Source organism: Bradyrhizobium sp. NAS96.2, from assembly GCF_001908235.1.
GTDB lineage: Bacteria > Pseudomonadota > Alphaproteobacteria > Rhizobiales > Xanthobacteraceae > Bradyrhizobium.
Map to the genome: position 1 here is coordinate 1 of NZ_LGHK01000118.1, position 13,405 is coordinate 13,405.

At 63.7% G+C, this 13,405-nt stretch carries 22 protein-coding genes and 1 tRNA gene; 8 read left to right on the top strand and 15 right to left on the bottom strand.

Annotation, left to right across the window (positions count from 1 at the left end; translation table 11 throughout):
• Window positions 1-101 precede the first annotated feature (101 nt).
• The 12 genes from AC628_RS24400 to AC628_RS24450 all read right to left on the bottom strand — a co-directional run bounded on the left by AC628_RS24400 (window position 102) and on the right by AC628_RS24450 (window position 5,574).
• Window positions 102-416, bottom strand: a complete 315-nt coding sequence (locus AC628_RS24400; RefSeq protein ID WP_168193441.1) for an ABC transporter substrate-binding protein — start codon at window positions 414-416, stop codon at window positions 102-104.
• Complete coding sequence (locus AC628_RS24405) at window positions 385-609, bottom strand: hypothetical protein (protein ID WP_074129295.1); 225 nt, start codon at window positions 607-609, stop codon at window positions 385-387. Before AC628_RS24405 ends, AC628_RS24400 begins: the two co-directional genes overlap by 32 nt.
• Window positions 606-824, bottom strand: coding sequence for a hypothetical protein (locus AC628_RS24410; protein ID WP_074129298.1), 219 nt, complete (start codon window positions 822-824; stop codon window positions 606-608). The genes AC628_RS24405 and AC628_RS24410 overlap by 4 nt, the downstream gene beginning before the upstream one ends.
• Window positions 821-1,372 (bottom strand): DUF7220 family protein, encoded by a 552-nt coding sequence (locus tag AC628_RS24415; protein ID WP_074129300.1) that lies wholly within the window; start codon window positions 1,370-1,372, stop codon window positions 821-823. The genes AC628_RS24410 and AC628_RS24415 overlap by 4 nt, the downstream gene beginning before the upstream one ends.
• Window positions 1,369-1,755 carry a hypothetical protein gene (locus tag AC628_RS24420; RefSeq protein ID WP_074129302.1) on the bottom strand — a complete coding sequence of 129 codons (387 nt, stop codon included), beginning with the start codon at window positions 1,753-1,755 and terminating at the stop codon, window positions 1,369-1,371. Before AC628_RS24420 ends, AC628_RS24415 begins: the two co-directional genes overlap by 4 nt.
• Before the next feature lie 105 nt (window positions 1,756-1,860).
• Entirely contained in the window at window positions 1,861-3,600 is a 1,740-nt protein-coding gene (locus AC628_RS24425; protein WP_074129305.1) for a methyltransferase-A70 family protein, read from the bottom strand.
• Window positions 3,597-4,034, bottom strand: a complete 438-nt coding sequence (locus AC628_RS24430; protein ID WP_245321295.1) for a LexA family transcriptional regulator — start codon at window positions 4,032-4,034, stop codon at window positions 3,597-3,599. The genes AC628_RS24425 and AC628_RS24430 overlap by 4 nt, the downstream gene beginning before the upstream one ends.
• Window positions 4,031-4,516, bottom strand: coding sequence for an HNH endonuclease (locus AC628_RS24435; RefSeq protein WP_074129309.1), 486 nt, complete (start codon window positions 4,514-4,516; stop codon window positions 4,031-4,033). Before AC628_RS24435 ends, AC628_RS24430 begins: the two co-directional genes overlap by 4 nt.
• The gene (locus AC628_RS24440) at window positions 4,516-4,785 is read right to left on the bottom strand and encodes a DUF2312 domain-containing protein (RefSeq protein ID WP_074129312.1); all 270 of its coding nucleotides are present in this window, start codon (window positions 4,783-4,785) and stop codon (window positions 4,516-4,518) included. Before AC628_RS24440 ends, AC628_RS24435 begins: the two co-directional genes overlap by 1 nt.
• Complete coding sequence (locus AC628_RS44200; RefSeq protein ID WP_168193442.1) at window positions 4,782-4,934, bottom strand: hypothetical protein; 153 nt, start codon at window positions 4,932-4,934, stop codon at window positions 4,782-4,784. Before AC628_RS44200 ends, AC628_RS24440 begins: the two co-directional genes overlap by 4 nt.
• Window positions 4,931-5,332 carry a hypothetical protein gene (locus AC628_RS24445; RefSeq protein ID WP_074129314.1) on the bottom strand — a complete coding sequence of 134 codons (402 nt, stop codon included), beginning with the start codon at window positions 5,330-5,332 and terminating at the stop codon, window positions 4,931-4,933. Before AC628_RS24445 ends, AC628_RS44200 begins: the two co-directional genes overlap by 4 nt.
• Window positions 5,329-5,574 (bottom strand): helix-turn-helix domain-containing protein, encoded by a 246-nt coding sequence (locus AC628_RS24450; protein WP_143201778.1) that lies wholly within the window; start codon window positions 5,572-5,574, stop codon window positions 5,329-5,331. The genes AC628_RS24445 and AC628_RS24450 overlap by 4 nt, the downstream gene beginning before the upstream one ends.
• 85 nt (window positions 5,575-5,659) lie before the next feature.
• Between AC628_RS24450 and AC628_RS24455 the strand changes: the two genes are divergently transcribed.
• From AC628_RS24455 to AC628_RS24480, 6 genes are all read left to right on the top strand, one after another.
• Window positions 5,660-6,256, top strand: a complete 597-nt coding sequence (locus AC628_RS24455; RefSeq protein WP_168193443.1) for a LexA family transcriptional regulator — start codon at window positions 5,660-5,662, stop codon at window positions 6,254-6,256.
• A gap of 189 nt (window positions 6,257-6,445) precedes the next feature.
• Window positions 6,446-6,640 carry a hypothetical protein gene (locus tag AC628_RS24460; protein WP_074129318.1) on the top strand — a complete coding sequence of 65 codons (195 nt, stop codon included), beginning with the start codon at window positions 6,446-6,448 and terminating at the stop codon, window positions 6,638-6,640.
• A 222-nt stretch (window positions 6,641-6,862) separates the two neighbouring features.
• The gene (locus tag AC628_RS44205; RefSeq protein WP_168193444.1) at window positions 6,863-7,033 is read left to right on the top strand and encodes a hypothetical protein; all 171 of its coding nucleotides are present in this window, start codon (window positions 6,863-6,865) and stop codon (window positions 7,031-7,033) included.
• Window positions 7,030-7,230, top strand: coding sequence for a hypothetical protein (locus AC628_RS24470; protein ID WP_074129322.1), 201 nt, complete (start codon window positions 7,030-7,032; stop codon window positions 7,228-7,230). The genes AC628_RS44205 and AC628_RS24470 overlap by 4 nt, the downstream gene beginning before the upstream one ends.
• Before the next feature lie 144 nt (window positions 7,231-7,374).
• Window positions 7,375-8,004: a hypothetical protein gene (locus AC628_RS24475; RefSeq protein WP_143201779.1), complete on the top strand. Its 630-nt coding sequence runs from the start codon at window positions 7,375-7,377 to the stop codon at window positions 8,002-8,004.
• A gap of 122 nt (window positions 8,005-8,126) precedes the next feature.
• The gene (locus AC628_RS24480; RefSeq protein WP_074129326.1) at window positions 8,127-8,642 is read left to right on the top strand and encodes a hypothetical protein; all 516 of its coding nucleotides are present in this window, start codon (window positions 8,127-8,129) and stop codon (window positions 8,640-8,642) included.
• A 97-nt stretch (window positions 8,643-8,739) separates the two neighbouring features.
• On the opposite strand, the gene AC628_RS24485 is transcribed toward AC628_RS24480, so the two are convergent.
• Window positions 8,740-8,814 (bottom strand) — tRNA-Glu (locus AC628_RS24485).
• A 411-nt stretch (window positions 8,815-9,225) separates the two neighbouring features.
• Window positions 9,226-9,567, bottom strand: coding sequence for a hypothetical protein (locus tag AC628_RS24490; RefSeq protein ID WP_074129329.1), 342 nt, complete (start codon window positions 9,565-9,567; stop codon window positions 9,226-9,228).
• Between the two features lie 176 nt (window positions 9,568-9,743).
• On the opposite strand from AC628_RS24490, the gene AC628_RS24495 reads away from it, so the two are divergent.
• The gene (locus AC628_RS24495) at window positions 9,744-10,976 is read left to right on the top strand and encodes a Zn-dependent hydrolase (RefSeq protein WP_074129332.1); all 1,233 of its coding nucleotides are present in this window, start codon (window positions 9,744-9,746) and stop codon (window positions 10,974-10,976) included.
• A gap of 22 nt (window positions 10,977-10,998) precedes the next feature.
• Here AC628_RS24495 and AC628_RS24500 read toward each other — a convergent pair whose 3' ends face one another.
• Window positions 10,999-11,904, bottom strand: a complete 906-nt coding sequence (locus AC628_RS24500; protein ID WP_074129334.1) for a sulfite exporter TauE/SafE family protein — start codon at window positions 11,902-11,904, stop codon at window positions 10,999-11,001.
• A 445-nt stretch (window positions 11,905-12,349) separates the two neighbouring features.
• On the opposite strand from AC628_RS24500, the gene AC628_RS24505 reads away from it, so the two are divergent.
• Window positions 12,350-13,387, top strand: coding sequence for a PrsW family glutamic-type intramembrane protease (locus AC628_RS24505; protein ID WP_074129336.1), 1,038 nt, complete (start codon window positions 12,350-12,352; stop codon window positions 13,385-13,387).
• Window positions 13,388-13,405 lie beyond the last annotated feature (18 nt).

Consider the following 13,405-nt stretch of genomic DNA (forward strand, 5'->3'; position numbering starts at 1 on the left):
CCTCATCCGAGGCGATGCGTCGCGCCCGCTTTTTCGCGGTCATCTTAACTTCCTAACCAGAGAGAATTCGGGAAACGCTGGACGCAACAAACACTGGAAATTCACGGCCGCGGCTGCAGCAGGCGGTCGACGATGTCGCCCGCCGACATGCGCAGGAACGCATCCCGCTCGATTGCGACGCCGAGCCGCTCCAGCCATTCGCGGCGGAAACCGCGACGCTTGAGCCGCGGCGGATCGACGACGCCGGCAGCGGCCGCGTCGCGATCCGGGATCTCGTATTCCTCGAGCTCGCCGAGCTCGGCGCCCTTGACGACCAGCTGGCAGATGACTTCGGCCAGGGCGATCGCCTCCGGCCCTTCGGCGGCCAGGCAGCGCACGATCGCGTTAACCCGCTGCTGCATTGCCGCGCCGCGCATCGCAGGGCGGCGTCGCCGTGCAATGGATGCGCTCCTCGTCGCGCCAGAACTCGTCCCAATAGCCAGCCGGACCGCCCTCGCGGCGGCCGACCTTGACCATGTCGCAGCGGATGCATTGCTGTTCGGTCTTGAGCGGAAATCGAACCTTCTCGCCCCACTTGTGCCGCGTCGAGCTCTTGCGCGAGGCCTTCATTGCAGCTCGCGCTCTTCCGTTGCCGCCTCACGCCAGATGCGGCGAACCTCCTCGGCCTCGGCAGGCGACAAGGCTCGATCCGTACAAAGGCATTGCCCTGCCCGATCGAACCAGATCCGCGCGTTCCGTCCGCGCTGCGCCCAACCGAGTGAATAACCGAACATGAACAGGCCAAACGCGCCGACCGCGAGCGCGGCGATCTCGAGCTGCGTCATTGCCGCTGCTCCTGCGTCGCAAGCGGTCGCCTCAAACGCGCCGGGATGCCGGTCGGATTCCGGTTGCGATCGAACCGCTCGCCCTCAGCGATCGCCAATGCGACGCCGCGGACCAGGTCGCGCCGATAGCCGGCCGGCTTCCACCATTCCCGCGTCCAGGGCCATTCGTGCGGGACCGCAGGCGATTCCGTGCCAGCGTGCAGAATGAACGCTGCGCCAGCCCGGCCCAGCGTGCCGCGATCGTATCCGTCGTCATGCTCCGTCGACCAACCCTCGCGCTCGACCTGGCGAAAACGTTCCGCGATCACGGCCTGCATAAACGGCGACAGCGGTCGGCGGATATGCAGCGCCTCGAATAGCCGGCGCAGCAGATACGACCTGCAGATCGAGATCGCAGTCATGATTAGGGCGAAAATGATGTTCTGCGCGATCGAAGCCGCGACGCCGAGCAGCGGCAAGAAATAGACCTGCGCGGCAAGGCTGATGATGAAACCAACCAGAACGTTGATCGCGCTCTCCGCAAGTGATGCCAGTTTCGTTTGCTTCATTGCCGCATTGCCCCTTTGATGCTCGCCTCGTTTTGCTGCAACCAGCGCAGCGTATTCGCAGCGGCCTCGAGGCCGTCGCGTTGATAGATCGCCGCAGCCGAGCTCAACTTGCCGCGCCCGCCGCTGCGGCGATCCTTGAGCTCGGTCTCGACGGCAGTGACCTGCCTGGTTATCGAAATTGCGCAGGCCGGCAGCCGCGCCGCGGCGGCGATGCGCGCCTCGTTCTGCAGCAGCCAGCGCAGCGTTTTCGCGCCGGCCTCGAGGCCGTCGCATTGGCGCTGCGACGCCGAGCGATCGAGCCTCGAGCGCGCGCCGGCGCTGCGATCCTTGATCTCGTTCTCGACCGCGGCGATCTGCCGGAACAAGGCGACTTTGTCCGTCACGCGAATGCCCCGCTTAGGCAGAGGATCGCGATCACCCCGAGGACCAGCAAAATCAGATAGGCCCAGATCAGGCAGCCGCCGCCGTGAGGTCCAACGTCCATCGGTTCATCCTCCGGCCTGCGAAGCACGGCCGACCTCGAGCGTCGCCGGCGACGCAACCAGTTGCGTAAGGAAATCGCGGCCGGCGTCGCTGACCTTGACGCTGGACGTCGAGCAATGCGCGAAACCGGCGCCGACCAGATGCCGGACCATGTCGCCGTCGATCTTCTCGCCGGCGTCGATCGCGAGCAGCGCGGCCTGCATGTCGAGCTCGTCCTCGGTCAGCGGCAGCCGCGTTTGCACGCGATCGTCGACGACCTCGGCCGGCGCACGATCGATGCGCGCGAGATCCATCTCGCTTTGCGCGACGACGAGCTCCGGCGCCGGCTTGGGCGCGCGGCGCAGAAACGCCGGGATGTCGAGGCCGTCGTCGTCGGGAATTTCGCGTCCAGGTCGGTTCGCCGGCGGGTCGGCTGTATCGGCGCGGCCAGTGGCGACGCTCGAAACGACTTTCCCGATCGGAGACGCGGCAACTGCGTCCGACAGGGCTGGACGGTCCCCGGCGTGAGCTCCGGCGTTCGCAAAATGTGAGATCCGCTCGAGCGCGGCGATATCGGCCGCGATGACCTCGTCGCGGGTCAACCAAACAGGACCAGGCTCGACGTCGACCACCGCCGGCGCCGTCTGGTTGCCCCATGCGTGCCAGCCAGGCGGCAGCGGATGCTCGGCGTCGACGCGCGCGAACAGCTCGAGCGCCGGCACGCCGCCGCCCATCGCGGCAATCATGCGGCGGTAATGCTCCGGCTTGCGCGAATGACCGAGCGGCCTCGATCGCTCGCGATGATTGGAGCCGAACTTTTCGCCGCTCGCCGGCTTCGGCAGGCCTTTGCCGCGCTTGAACAGCAGCAGCAGCTCATCCTGGTCGCGCACCAGCACGGCGCCGCCGGCCTCGTCCGGATGCTCGTCATCGTTTTTCGTCCAGACGAAGGCCGTCGAGTAGGACTCGAACCCCCATGACAGCGCGACCGCCGAGGCGAGTGGCATCTGGCAGCGGACCTTGATGACCTCGCCGGTTCGCAGATCCGTCGCCTCGATCTCGGCCTCATGCCAGGCGAGCAGATGCGCGCGCGGAATCCAGAGAAACAGCCAGGCGTCCGGCAGGACCATGTCCTTGACCGGCAGGTCGCAGATCTCCGACCACGCCATGGTCGGATAGTGGTTTTCATAGGAGCGGCCGGTCACGCCCTGGTTTCGATGCCAGGGCGGATCTGCGTAAATGATCGGATACTTGCGGCCGGTCGGCCGCAGGGCCGAGGCGTCAGAGAGGGCCTGCGCGAGCCCGCGGCGATGCTCCCTGCCCTTTTCCTCGGCAGCAATCTTGTTGAGGTCCATCACGACGCGGCCGGCACCGGCGCGCATGTCGGTCTCATGTCTGGCGAGCGCAGCCTCGAACGCCTCGGCATCCATCGCAGCGAGCTTTTGCGCCTTGGATGACAGCTTGCGGTCGATACCGGCCTCGGCCAGCGTCGGCGGCGAAACCTGTTCCTCGTCGGAACAGGTTTCCGACCGCGGACGCCCGCCCCTATGAAGGCCGACCGTCTCCTTCTGAGCCTTGACCAGCTCGCCGAGCCGCCGTTCCGCGCGAAAGCGGATCTTCGCCGCCTGAACCTCGAGGTCGATATTCTTGGCGACCTTGGCCGCGAGGCGGAGCGCCTCGGACTGGTCGCGGATGGTCATGACCTCGTCGACGGCTACGGCCTCGGCCAGTGCACGGCAAGCAGCCTCGTATTTGACCAGCTCGGTCATTGCGCGCCGCCTTCCTCGTGCTGGAGCGGAACGAGGGCGACGCCGTCGCCGCAGGACACGACGGCGGCATAATCACCCTGCAGCTGGTCGAGGTGCAGCTCGATCGCGTCGTCGGCGACTGCGGTCATCCGCTCGCCATTCGCCGCGCAATAGGCGGCGAGCCGCGCCGCAATGTGCGGCCGGATCGAAACCAGCACGCCGGCGCGGCCGAAGCCCGCCAGCGCGCCGCCGCGCGACGTGGTCGAGAGCTCGCCGCGCTCGACCAGGCCCTGCATCAGGCGGTTGGCGTTGTTCTTGTTGCAGCCCATCGCCTCCGCGAGCAGGCTGCGCGACGGCATCGCGCCGTGGCGAGCGACGAATTCTGTGATCGCGGCAAGCGCATCGCGCATGCGCGCGGTCAGGCCCATGCCATTGGAAGCGGGAACGTCGGTCAAAACGGGATATCCTCCGGTTGCGGCCGAGGGCCGAGGCTGGCGACGAGACTGCGAATGATGTCCTCGAGCGCGGGCGCCGAGCCGCGCGGGCGGCGATTGCGGGCGTTCTGCAGCTTGGTCGACCAGCGCAGGTTGGCGCGGCGGTTATCGAGGGTCTGGCCGTTGATGTGGTCGACCGAATGCGAATCCATGTAGCGCTGGCTGCGCGGGTCCGCGGCGATCTGGATCACGCGATGCATGCGCACAGTCGATCGCGACGGTCCCTCATTGCGCTTGGCGTAGCGCATCCAGTCGCCGCCGCCGGCGTGCCACACATTCCAGACATTTTCGGAGAGCCAGCCGTAATCGTCTGCGTCGACCAGCGCATAGACCGGCTCGCGGGTTGACAGCATGATGCGGCGCCATGGCGTGCCGGTCAGGTCGATCAGCTCGGTCGACACGGCTTCGATGCGCTTGCGGGCGATGGCGAAAGAGCCGTGCATCACAGCATCCCCAACGCCTGCATGTAGGTCTCGAGGATCGCCTCGTCGGCCTCGCGGTCGAGCGGGTCCTGCTGCCGCAGCTTGATGATGCGCTTGATGGCCTTGGTGTCGAAGCCATTGCCCTTCGCCTCGGCGAACACATCCTTGATGTCGTCGGAGATCGTGCGCTTTTCCTCGTTCAGCCGCTCGATCCGCTCAACGATCGATTTCAGCTGATCTTTGGCGAAGCGCGTCGCCGGTTCGTCCTTCGGGGCCGCTGACTTGCTCATCGGTCGTGCCACCGGAAGCCGGCGCCCGTGTCGACCGGCCGGCCATGCAGCGGCCTGCAGATCACCGCGATCAGCCCGGCAAGGCCGAGGCCGAGGAAAACCCCCATCAGCGTGTAGAGCTGCGGATCAGACAGACGTTCCGTGATCATGGCTCGATCCCCCGTTCGAGTGCGGCCAGGCGGCGCGCGGTATCAGCCTGCTGGGCGCGCAGACGCGCGATCTCGCGCACGTTGCGGACGCTCTGCGCCCAAGGCGCCTTGACGCCGGCGATCATCGCGTCGTGCACGCGGTCGCCGATGTCGCTGCAAAGGAGACGCGCCAGCGCCTCGCCATCGGGCGAGACCTTTCCGGCGAACCATTTCTCGACCACCTTGATCGAGCGACCGGAGCGAAAGGCGACCTCTTTGGTGACGCCCTTGTTGAGAAAAATCCGCTGCAGCTCCGCGGCGATAGGAGAAAACCACCCGCACGTTTGAGGGATTCGGCCCGCAATCTTGCGGGTGCCGTAGTTTGACTGTCCCTGCGCGGGTTTTACGCTCCGGGTCATGTGCTCAGCTGTTCCGCTTCCCGACCGGCACCATCGCGCGGTCCGACCCCGACCCAATCGTTCGGCGTCACTTCGCCGTCAGTCAGCGCGAAGATGGTTGCCATGGCTGTGTGGTCAGGCTCGCGCTCGCCCGTGCGGTAACGCCGAACCGTTTCACCTGACCATCCAGCCAGCCTGCCAAAGGCGGGGTTGGTCTGGCCGCTTTTGCTCATCCAGTCATCGAATCGCATGACCACGAGCATGCACCATTCTGGTGCATATACAATTGAAGAATGCACCAATCCGGTGCATTACTATAGCACCAATTTGGTGCGAAACCCCATGCCCATGAAGGGGAAATATCCAAACGGACTGGAAGCAGCGATGGAGCGGGCGAAGCTTTCGTCCGTTAAATTGGCTGAATTGGCCGGCACGTCTCGGCAGCAGATCAACAAGCTGGTCAGCGGCGAGCGGGAGATGACGGCGATCTGGGCCGAGCGCCTTGCGCCGCCTCTCAAGACCTCGCCTGAAAAGCTGGTATTTCCCGGCCTTCGGACGTTCCGGGCCCCTCTGCTGTCATGGGTCAGCGCCGGCAGACTTTTCCATCAGGAAGGCGTCAAGAAATCAGACGTGCGCAAATACGTTCATCTAGCCGACCTTCCACGCGGTGATTGGATCGTGCTGGAGGTGCAAGGCGATTCTATGGACCGGATCGCCCCCGATGGATCGTTCATCTGCGTAAATCTTGCCGACCACAGGACGATTAACGACAAGTTCTACGTGTTCGCCACACCGGAAGGCGAAGCGACGTTCAAGCGCTTCCGAAGCGGCACCCCTCCTCGGCTACAGCCATTCTCAACAAACCCTGATCACGAAACGATCATGATGGCCGGGGAGACGCACATCGTTGGTAGGGTCGGCAGAGTCATCAACGATCTGATTTGAGGCCGCATATCAGATAGGCACCATATCGGTGCCGGGCCACTTGACCATGCACCAATCTGGTGCATATTTGTTTCCCGTGAAACAAACGGGGAACTCCCAATGCGACGTACATCCTGCAACCGCCTTCCTGCTGCAAGCCGCACGCCTATCCCTCTCGCAATCGTTCCTGACTACATTGATACCGCGCTTGTGAAGCCGCGCGCCCCGCTCTCGGCGAGCGAGACGGTCAAGCGCATGGCCGATGACATGCGTGAAGCCTCGTATCGCGAGGGCGGCCTCACCGAAGACGATCTCGAGCGGAAGGGCTTCACGCGCGCGCAGATCAAGGCGCATGCGGCTGATGCCCGCGCGTTGGCGCAGCAGCTCGCCGGGCCGAGCCTTTGAGAGTGGCCCATCCCTGATGAAGCGTCTTCAACGCAATCACTACATTGCGCTTGCGCTGCTCGAATACAGCCCCTTCGAGCGGCATCCGCGCGGCGGCTGGCGGTTTGGCGCCAGGAGGATTACGAGCGAAATGGCCGACCGCCTGATCGCCGGCGGCCGCGCGCAAATCATTGACGACACTTTGCGGCCGGTATTTCGGACTGCATCTGCGAGGTCTCGCCGATGACGCTGGCGATCTTCATCGCAGCCAGCTTTGTGGTCGGCCTTCTGGCCGGCCATCGCGTCGGATACCGCCGCGGCTTCGAACGTGGAGTTGAGGCAGCAGAGCGCCTCTATCCACCGATCAGGGTTCATGGAGACAGCGACGCCCAACGTAGCGAGCGCCGCGCATGACCGCGCCGATCACCGAGAAACGACTGCTCGACGCGATCGCGGTTGTATCCGAGGTGATCCTCCTGCATGGCGCTAAATATGCTCCGCTGCTCGATCGGCTCGAGCAAGAGCTCGATGCCCTTAGATCCTACGAAAGCCCGGTCGTGCGCGCTCAGCGTCACCTTGCACAGCGGCAGTCCCAGTCGATCGGCGTGTAGCCAATTTTGAGTGGAAGGTCGGTAACGGCCCTCCCTGGCACCTTAAAGCAGCTGATCGCGGCACAACCTAGCATATATCTCGCCGACTTGGTACCCTTCGGCGGCGCACGGTTGCGCCAAGCTTTAGTTTGGGGGAGATCCAGTATGGTCGGAGAAGTAATCGCAGGAATTAGTGCATTGAAGACGGCCTTCGATATTACGAAGGGCCTGAAAGACATCGACGATAAAGTCAGGCTGAACAGCGCTGTTATCGATCTACAGGAAAAGATCCTCACCGCTCAACAGGAGCAGGCGACGCTAATTGGAGAGAAACACGATCTCGAGAGAGAAATCGCTCGCCTTAAAGCATGGGACGCCGAGAAGCAAAATTATGAACTGAAAGCCATCGGGAGTGGCTCGGTCGCCTTCATGTTAAAGCCTTCCGCTCGCGGGTCCGAGCCGCCTCACTGGCTTTGCCCGAATTGCTATGGAGAGAATAAGAAATCGTTCTTCCAACCGACCGGCAATATGATCCAGCGAGCGCAAGTTTATAGATGTCAGGGATGCCAAAGTACCGTTTCCGTTGAGGGACGACCAATGTGGGCTGGCGGGGATACTCCCGTTGCGAAGAAGGCCGCCGGAGAGGAGTGCCCGAAATGTCGCGAACCGGAGCTTCGCCTTCAGGATAGCAAGCCGCACCCTACATTTGGTGAGATGGGCGTCGTAAATCGATTTATGAAATGCGATGCGTGCGGATTTAGCGAAGCTCGCATGACCGATACAAAGAAGCTCTAACCGCTCGTTCTCAAACCCACGGTCGCTCCGCGCGGCGAGTTGCGGCCCGCGCAGTCGACACATTTCCGACGCGGCATTGTTGTTCGAACCAATCCTGCTCCTATTCATACAGCGAGCTTTAGATGTTGAAACCACCACCAGATCTTCTGCGCAGCGAGATTTTCACGATCGGATTGGTTGCGGTTTATTGGTCGTACCTGGAACACGCCGCCGAAAGGATGATCTGGGCTATCCTTGAGGTCGATGCCTCGACCGGACGCGCGATCACCGCCCCCATTCAGATGCGGTCAAGACTGAAGATGCTCGTCAGCCTAATCGAAGCAAGACACCCGCCCCTCTTAGAGGCGGTCAAGAACATCAAAGATACGATCGAGAAGTTGGAGGCGGACAGAAACCTGGTCGTGCACGGCATTTGGGCGAGAGATCAGCAATCACGACCAACTGCTACGTCCCTTCGCCGTAAATCTAGCGGCCCCCATCTGATCTACGGCGAGGTATTTCCGAGAGAACGCATGACCGGAATCATCCAAGGCATCATCGATGCTGGAGCGTACGTTCATTCTCTGACCGGAGTGATCGAGAACGCCTCGTCTCAAAAATTTAGGACGCCAGCTCCGCCAGAACACACCAAGAACTGAACGAGCGTTGGCGCGTCCAACAAAGCGTCCAACACCGAAAGTGCCCCGCCACTAACAGCTTGATTTTTCGAGCGATTTTTTTTGAGATTCTGCGCAGTGGCGCTCCCTAGCGGAATCGAACCGCTCTCTCCACCGTGAAAGGGTGGCGTCCTAACCGATAGACGAAGGGAGCAAAACTCCCGGCAAATCAATACGTTAGACGTGAGATGCGCCGGACTGGCCGCTACCGGCGAACGGCCGCGACGGGCGAACGTATAGTGGCGATTGGCCGGACGGGCAAGCGTCCCGAACGCTTTTCCCGGATTGCCGCCGCCTGCAGGAGGTCACCTGCAGGACAAGGTCACCTGCAGGACAGTCCGGCCTCGATCGAGGTCCAGAATCCGCAATGCGACGGCACATGCGCATGCGCCCGCGAACCGCCCGCATGAATCAGGATGGCGGCGGCAAGTGCAACCACGACGGCGGGAACAAGGAGTCTTCGGAACGACATTTTTCGGAACGACATGGGCCTGCGCATCGAACGACATCGTGGCCTAACTAAGGCCTGCAGGCCGGACAGCAGCAACACGCTCCGCGCCAGCCGCTAATGATTGCTGGCGACGTCCTGACGATTGGTCGGCTGCGCCGCGGCCACCGCCGGCGTCCGCTTGATGCAGGTGCTGCAGATCACGAGCTTGCGCGCCAGCCGGTCGTCCGCCTCCTCGTCCGACAATTGCGTCTCCGCCACCGCCGGTGCCGCATTGCGCGCATGGCGCCGCGGCTGCGGGGCATTGGGATCCTGTCCGGCACCGTCCCAGGCCAGCGGCCCGGTTCCGGACGGCGGTGCGGTCATGCTGTATTGCTGAGAATATTGCGCGCACGCACCGAGCGCGATCGGAAGAAACAGCACAGCGGCCTTGCGGGCCCAGTTCCGGAATGCAGACATGATCACACTCACACGCTATTCGTACCGCCAGTACTGCGACCTAAGAGCAGAACCGCTAAGAAATCGTTCACCCTGATTGTTCCGTCGCATTCAACCGCGACGGCATCAAGACGGGATTGCGGCGCGAAGCTGCAAAATCGAGACGCAAATCAGAGACGCTAATCCGGAGTCCAATCATGTCAGGCATCAACGGTCGCTTCGACGGCAAGCGCGTGCTCGCCGATCTCAATGCGCTGCGCGCGATCGGCGCCTACAAGACCGGCGTGCACAAGCCGACATTCTCGGAACCGCATCTGCGCTCGCTCGACTGGCTCGCGGCGCGCCTGCCCGATGCCGACCTTGTCGCAACGATCGACGGCATCGGCAACGTGCTCGGCACCAGCGCGAAAGCAGGACCGAAGCTGCTCGCGGGCTCGCATCTCGAAAGCCAGAACCATGCGGGCTGGCTCGATGGGCCGCTCGGCGTGGTCTATGCGCTGGAAGCCGCGCGCGTCATTAACGGCGATCCCGGCATCAACGGCGCGGTCGAGGTCGCCGCATGGTGCGACGAGGAAGGCCATTTCGGCAGCTTCCTCGGCAGCCGCTCCTTTGCCGGCGCCGTGACCGAAGCCGATATCGATGCGGCGCGCGACCGCTCCAGCGATCGCACCATGCGACAGGCATTGCGCGATGCGGGCTTTGCCGGCCGCCCCCGCCTCAACGCTGAGGCCCGCCGCCATATCGGCTATCTCGAAGCGCATATCGAGCAAGGCGACACGCTGGAATGCAGCGGGCTCAAGATCGGCGTCGTCACCTCCATCGTCGGCATCTGGCAGTATCGCATCAATTTCACCGGCGAGCAGAACCATGCCGGCACCACGCGGATGGCGGTGCGCCGCGATGCGGGCCTGGCGCTGGCGCGGTTCTGCGTCGCGATCGACGACAGCTTCCCGGCCCTCTGCGGACCGCGCACGGTCTGGACCACCGGCCGCATCACGCTCGATCCTGGCGCGCCGAGCATCATCCCCGGCGGCGCCGAGATGCTGTTCCAGATCCGCGACGACAATCCCGAGGTGATCGCACGGCTGGAAGCGCAGTTGCATCGGATGGCTGACGAGGCCACCGCACACGGCCGTTGCGGCGTCACGGTTGAGCGCATCCGCACCGGCGTGCCCGCGATGATGACGCCTGCGTTCCAGGACGCCATCGAGGCCGCGAGCGCGGCCTGCGCCGGAGGCAAATCCATCCGCATGCCGAGCGGCGCCGGCCATGACGCCCAGGTCCTCGCCACCCTCATGCCGGCTGCGATGCTGTTCGTGCCGTCGATCGGCGGCATCAGCCATCACTGGAGCGAGAACACCGACGACGCCGACATCGTCACGGGGGCAGAGGTGTTCGTCGAAGCCTGCCGGCGGCTGCTGGCCGGCTAGTCGCCTCGTCACGACGCTGCGATCAGGTCGGACCGCTCCGGTTGCCCGATCTCAGCGAAGCCAGCGCGTGCGAACTCTGTACTGTCCCTCTCCTCGCGGTGAAGAAGACGTACAGCAAGCAGACGTCGATCAGGATCGTGGCGGCCATGACGCCATAGGCCCACGGGCTTTCCATCAGCTTCACTTCGATCAACACGCGTGACAGGCCAAATCCCACGACCCACGCATCAAAGCTCATGCAGATCCGGCGAAACGTCTCGGCATCCAGCCGCCGGATCAGCCAGGCACCAAGCGGTATGCCGACGACGACGCAAGGAACGAGCACGAACAAGATGCTGCGGCTCTCCTCGATGAACAGACCGAGCTTGTAGTACGCGATCGCAGTCAGGCTGGACTCCGTCACTCGGACAAGAGCGAGACCGGCCCGAAACTCATCTTTGACGAGGCCCTGATTGTTGAAGAGGATCGCCAGCGGCGGTCCCGAAATGGTCGTGACCGAGTACAGGACGCCGAGCGTCGTGCCGAAGGGCAAACCGACCAGCCATTTCGACTGGATCGGCTTCCGCCAACCGGCCGCCTGCAGCAGGATCAGCGGCAGGATAATCGAGTAGGTGGCGAACTTGGTCCATCCGGGCTGAAGCGACGTCAGCGCAAAGGCTCCGACCGCAATGCCGGGCAGCATGCCGATGAGGATCGGCAATATGCGTCGCCAGACGGCGGGAACGCCGCTCAGGTTGATGCAAAGAACGTAAAGGTTGACGAAGACTTCGACGATGACAATCGCGGGATTGAGGACGCGATTGGTGTAAAACACGAGTGCGACCGGCACGGTGAGCGACGAAAACCCGTACCCCAACGCACCGTTTACAAAGGCCGCAAACAGGGCGCTTACGGCAAGAACGATCACAGCAGAATCAATCGAAGGCATCTCTGGCTTTTACCGGATCAGTCACTGCCCACTGTACTATAACCCAACGAAGGGAACGCGGTGCTCGAAACTTGCGACGGGCCTTGCGAGGCACCCTGTGCTCGCCGCGACAGCGCACGCTCCATTCGCCCGGCGAAGAGGCAGACGCCACGCCCGCGCAAGTTCACCGCAATTTGTGGATCGGTGATGCCGACGTGGCGCAGGCGGCAGTGCAGGGGCGCCCTTCCGCCGTCAGGAACCGTCCGGCAGCCCCTACTGCCCTGATCTGATCGAGGCCCGTACCGGTAGGTTTCGGCCGCGCTTTCGCAGGCACCGTGGCATATTGGACACGAGAACGGCGCCGGCCGAACCGATTCCGCCAATCGTCCATTTGCAATCCGCTGAACTTGCTGCCATTTCTTCAAAACGCATCGCTGTGGTGCCATTGAAGGGGCCCGTTCGGCTCATGTTGTTGCTGGAGTCGCTTCCGACTGTGATTGGCGCCGCTGCCATCGCACCCGCACTGCTGGTGTTGTGGCTGGTGATTGCCGCCGACGAGCGCCCCGGACCGCCGGTGCAGGTGTGGCTCGCCTTCGTGCTCGGCGCGGCCAGCATCTCGCTGCTGGGCCTGGCGCGAATTCCCTTCAATGCGCTGCTGGCCATTCCCGACAATCCCTGGGCGACGCAGGCGATGCGGGCGTTATTTGGCGTCGCGGCGCCGGAGGAGATCGTCAAGGTCCTCGTCATCGTCGCCATCTCGACGCGGCGCCGTGCCTTCGCCGATCCGATGGATACCGTGGTGTATGGCGCAGCTGCCGGCCTCGGCTTCGCCGCCTATGAGAACCTCGCCTATCTGGTCCAGCACAAGGACATGTGGCGCGCGCTTGCGGCGTTGCGCAGCGTGCTCACCGTGCCGTTCCACGGCGCGCTCGGCATCATCGCCGGCGCCTATCTGGCGATCGCGCGCTCCGGCGGCGCGCTCGGCGCCTACCGGGGTCATCGCGACTGGGCGCGGGTCTCCAACTGGGCGCTGGTGCTGGTCGCACCCCTCCTGCTGCATGCGGCGTTCGATTTTCCGCTGCTCGCACTCCAGCGCATCCCCGATCTCAGCTCGACCGCGCACCTGCTGCTCGGTTCGGCCAGCGTGCTGATCGGCTTCTCCTCGATCGGGTTCGCAGTCCGCCTGGTGCACCGCCTCGGCAAGCATCATGCCCCGCGCACTGACGTCGCGCGCGAGCGGCTGAGCCAGCTGCGACGGATGTGGGCGATGCTGCTGATCGGCGGCGGCACCGGCTTTGCCGGCGTCTCCTTCCTGCTCACCTCGCTGCACCACTGGTATGTCAATCCCGAGCGCAACGCCTCCTTCATCCTGATCCCGATCGGCTTCACCTCGATCCTGATTGGCCTCGCGCTGCTGATCGCGACCACCGCCGTCTACTTCCTCGGCCGCAACCGGATGCGGACCGCCGCCGAGGGCTTTCCGTCCGCGCCAAGCCAGAGCTAGGATACGCACGCGGGCAGA

What these genes read in the sequence shown, in the direction of transcription:
- AC628_RS44205 (WP_168193444.1), top strand. Translation starts at nt 6,863, where the DNA reads ATGACGCTGGCGATCTTCATCGCAGCCAGCTTTGTGGTCGGCCTTCTG.
- AC628_RS24435 (WP_074129309.1), bottom strand. Translation starts at nt 4,516, where the DNA reads ATGCACGGCTCTTTCGCCATCGCCCGCAAGCGCATCGAAGCCGTGTCG.
- AC628_RS24450 (WP_143201778.1), bottom strand. Translation starts at nt 5,574, where the DNA reads ATGCTCGTGGTCATGCGATTCGATGACTGGATGAGCAAAAGCGGCCAG.
- AC628_RS24405 (WP_074129295.1), bottom strand. Translation starts at nt 609, where the DNA reads ATGAAGGCCTCGCGCAAGAGCTCGACGCGGCACAAGTGGGGCGAGAAG.
- AC628_RS24440 (WP_074129312.1), bottom strand. Translation starts at nt 4,785, where the DNA reads ATGAGCAAGTCAGCGGCCCCGAAGGACGAACCGGCGACGCGCTTCGCC.
- AC628_RS24480 (WP_074129326.1), top strand. Translation starts at nt 8,127, where the DNA reads ATGTTGAAACCACCACCAGATCTTCTGCGCAGCGAGATTTTCACGATC.
- AC628_RS24500 (WP_074129334.1), bottom strand. Translation starts at nt 11,904, where the DNA reads ATGCCTTCGATTGATTCTGCTGTGATCGTTCTTGCCGTAAGCGCCCTG.
- AC628_RS24495 (WP_074129332.1), top strand. Translation starts at nt 9,744, where the DNA reads ATGTCAGGCATCAACGGTCGCTTCGACGGCAAGCGCGTGCTCGCCGAT.
- AC628_RS24445 (WP_074129314.1), bottom strand. Translation starts at nt 5,332, where the DNA reads ATGACCCGGAGCGTAAAACCCGCGCAGGGACAGTCAAACTACGGCACC.
- AC628_RS44200 (WP_168193442.1), bottom strand. Translation starts at nt 4,934, where the DNA reads ATGATCACGGAACGTCTGTCTGATCCGCAGCTCTACACGCTGATGGGG.
- AC628_RS24415 (WP_074129300.1), bottom strand. Translation starts at nt 1,372, where the DNA reads ATGAAGCAAACGAAACTGGCATCACTTGCGGAGAGCGCGATCAACGTT.
- AC628_RS24400 (WP_168193441.1), bottom strand. Translation starts at nt 416, where the DNA reads ATGCGCGGCGCGGCAATGCAGCAGCGGGTTAACGCGATCGTGCGCTGC.
- AC628_RS24425 (WP_074129305.1), bottom strand. Translation starts at nt 3,600, where the DNA reads ATGACCGAGCTGGTCAAATACGAGGCTGCTTGCCGTGCACTGGCCGAG.
- AC628_RS24455 (WP_168193443.1), top strand. Translation starts at nt 5,660, where the DNA reads ATGAAGGGGAAATATCCAAACGGACTGGAAGCAGCGATGGAGCGGGCG.
- AC628_RS24490 (WP_074129329.1), bottom strand. Translation starts at nt 9,567, where the DNA reads ATGTCTGCATTCCGGAACTGGGCCCGCAAGGCCGCTGTGCTGTTTCTT.
- AC628_RS24505 (WP_074129336.1), top strand. Translation starts at nt 12,350, where the DNA reads ATGTTGTTGCTGGAGTCGCTTCCGACTGTGATTGGCGCCGCTGCCATC.
- AC628_RS24410 (WP_074129298.1), bottom strand. Translation starts at nt 824, where the DNA reads ATGACGCAGCTCGAGATCGCCGCGCTCGCGGTCGGCGCGTTTGGCCTG.
- AC628_RS24470 (WP_074129322.1), top strand. Translation starts at nt 7,030, where the DNA reads ATGACCGCGCCGATCACCGAGAAACGACTGCTCGACGCGATCGCGGTT.
- AC628_RS24475 (WP_143201779.1), top strand. Translation starts at nt 7,375, where the DNA reads ATGGTCGGAGAAGTAATCGCAGGAATTAGTGCATTGAAGACGGCCTTC.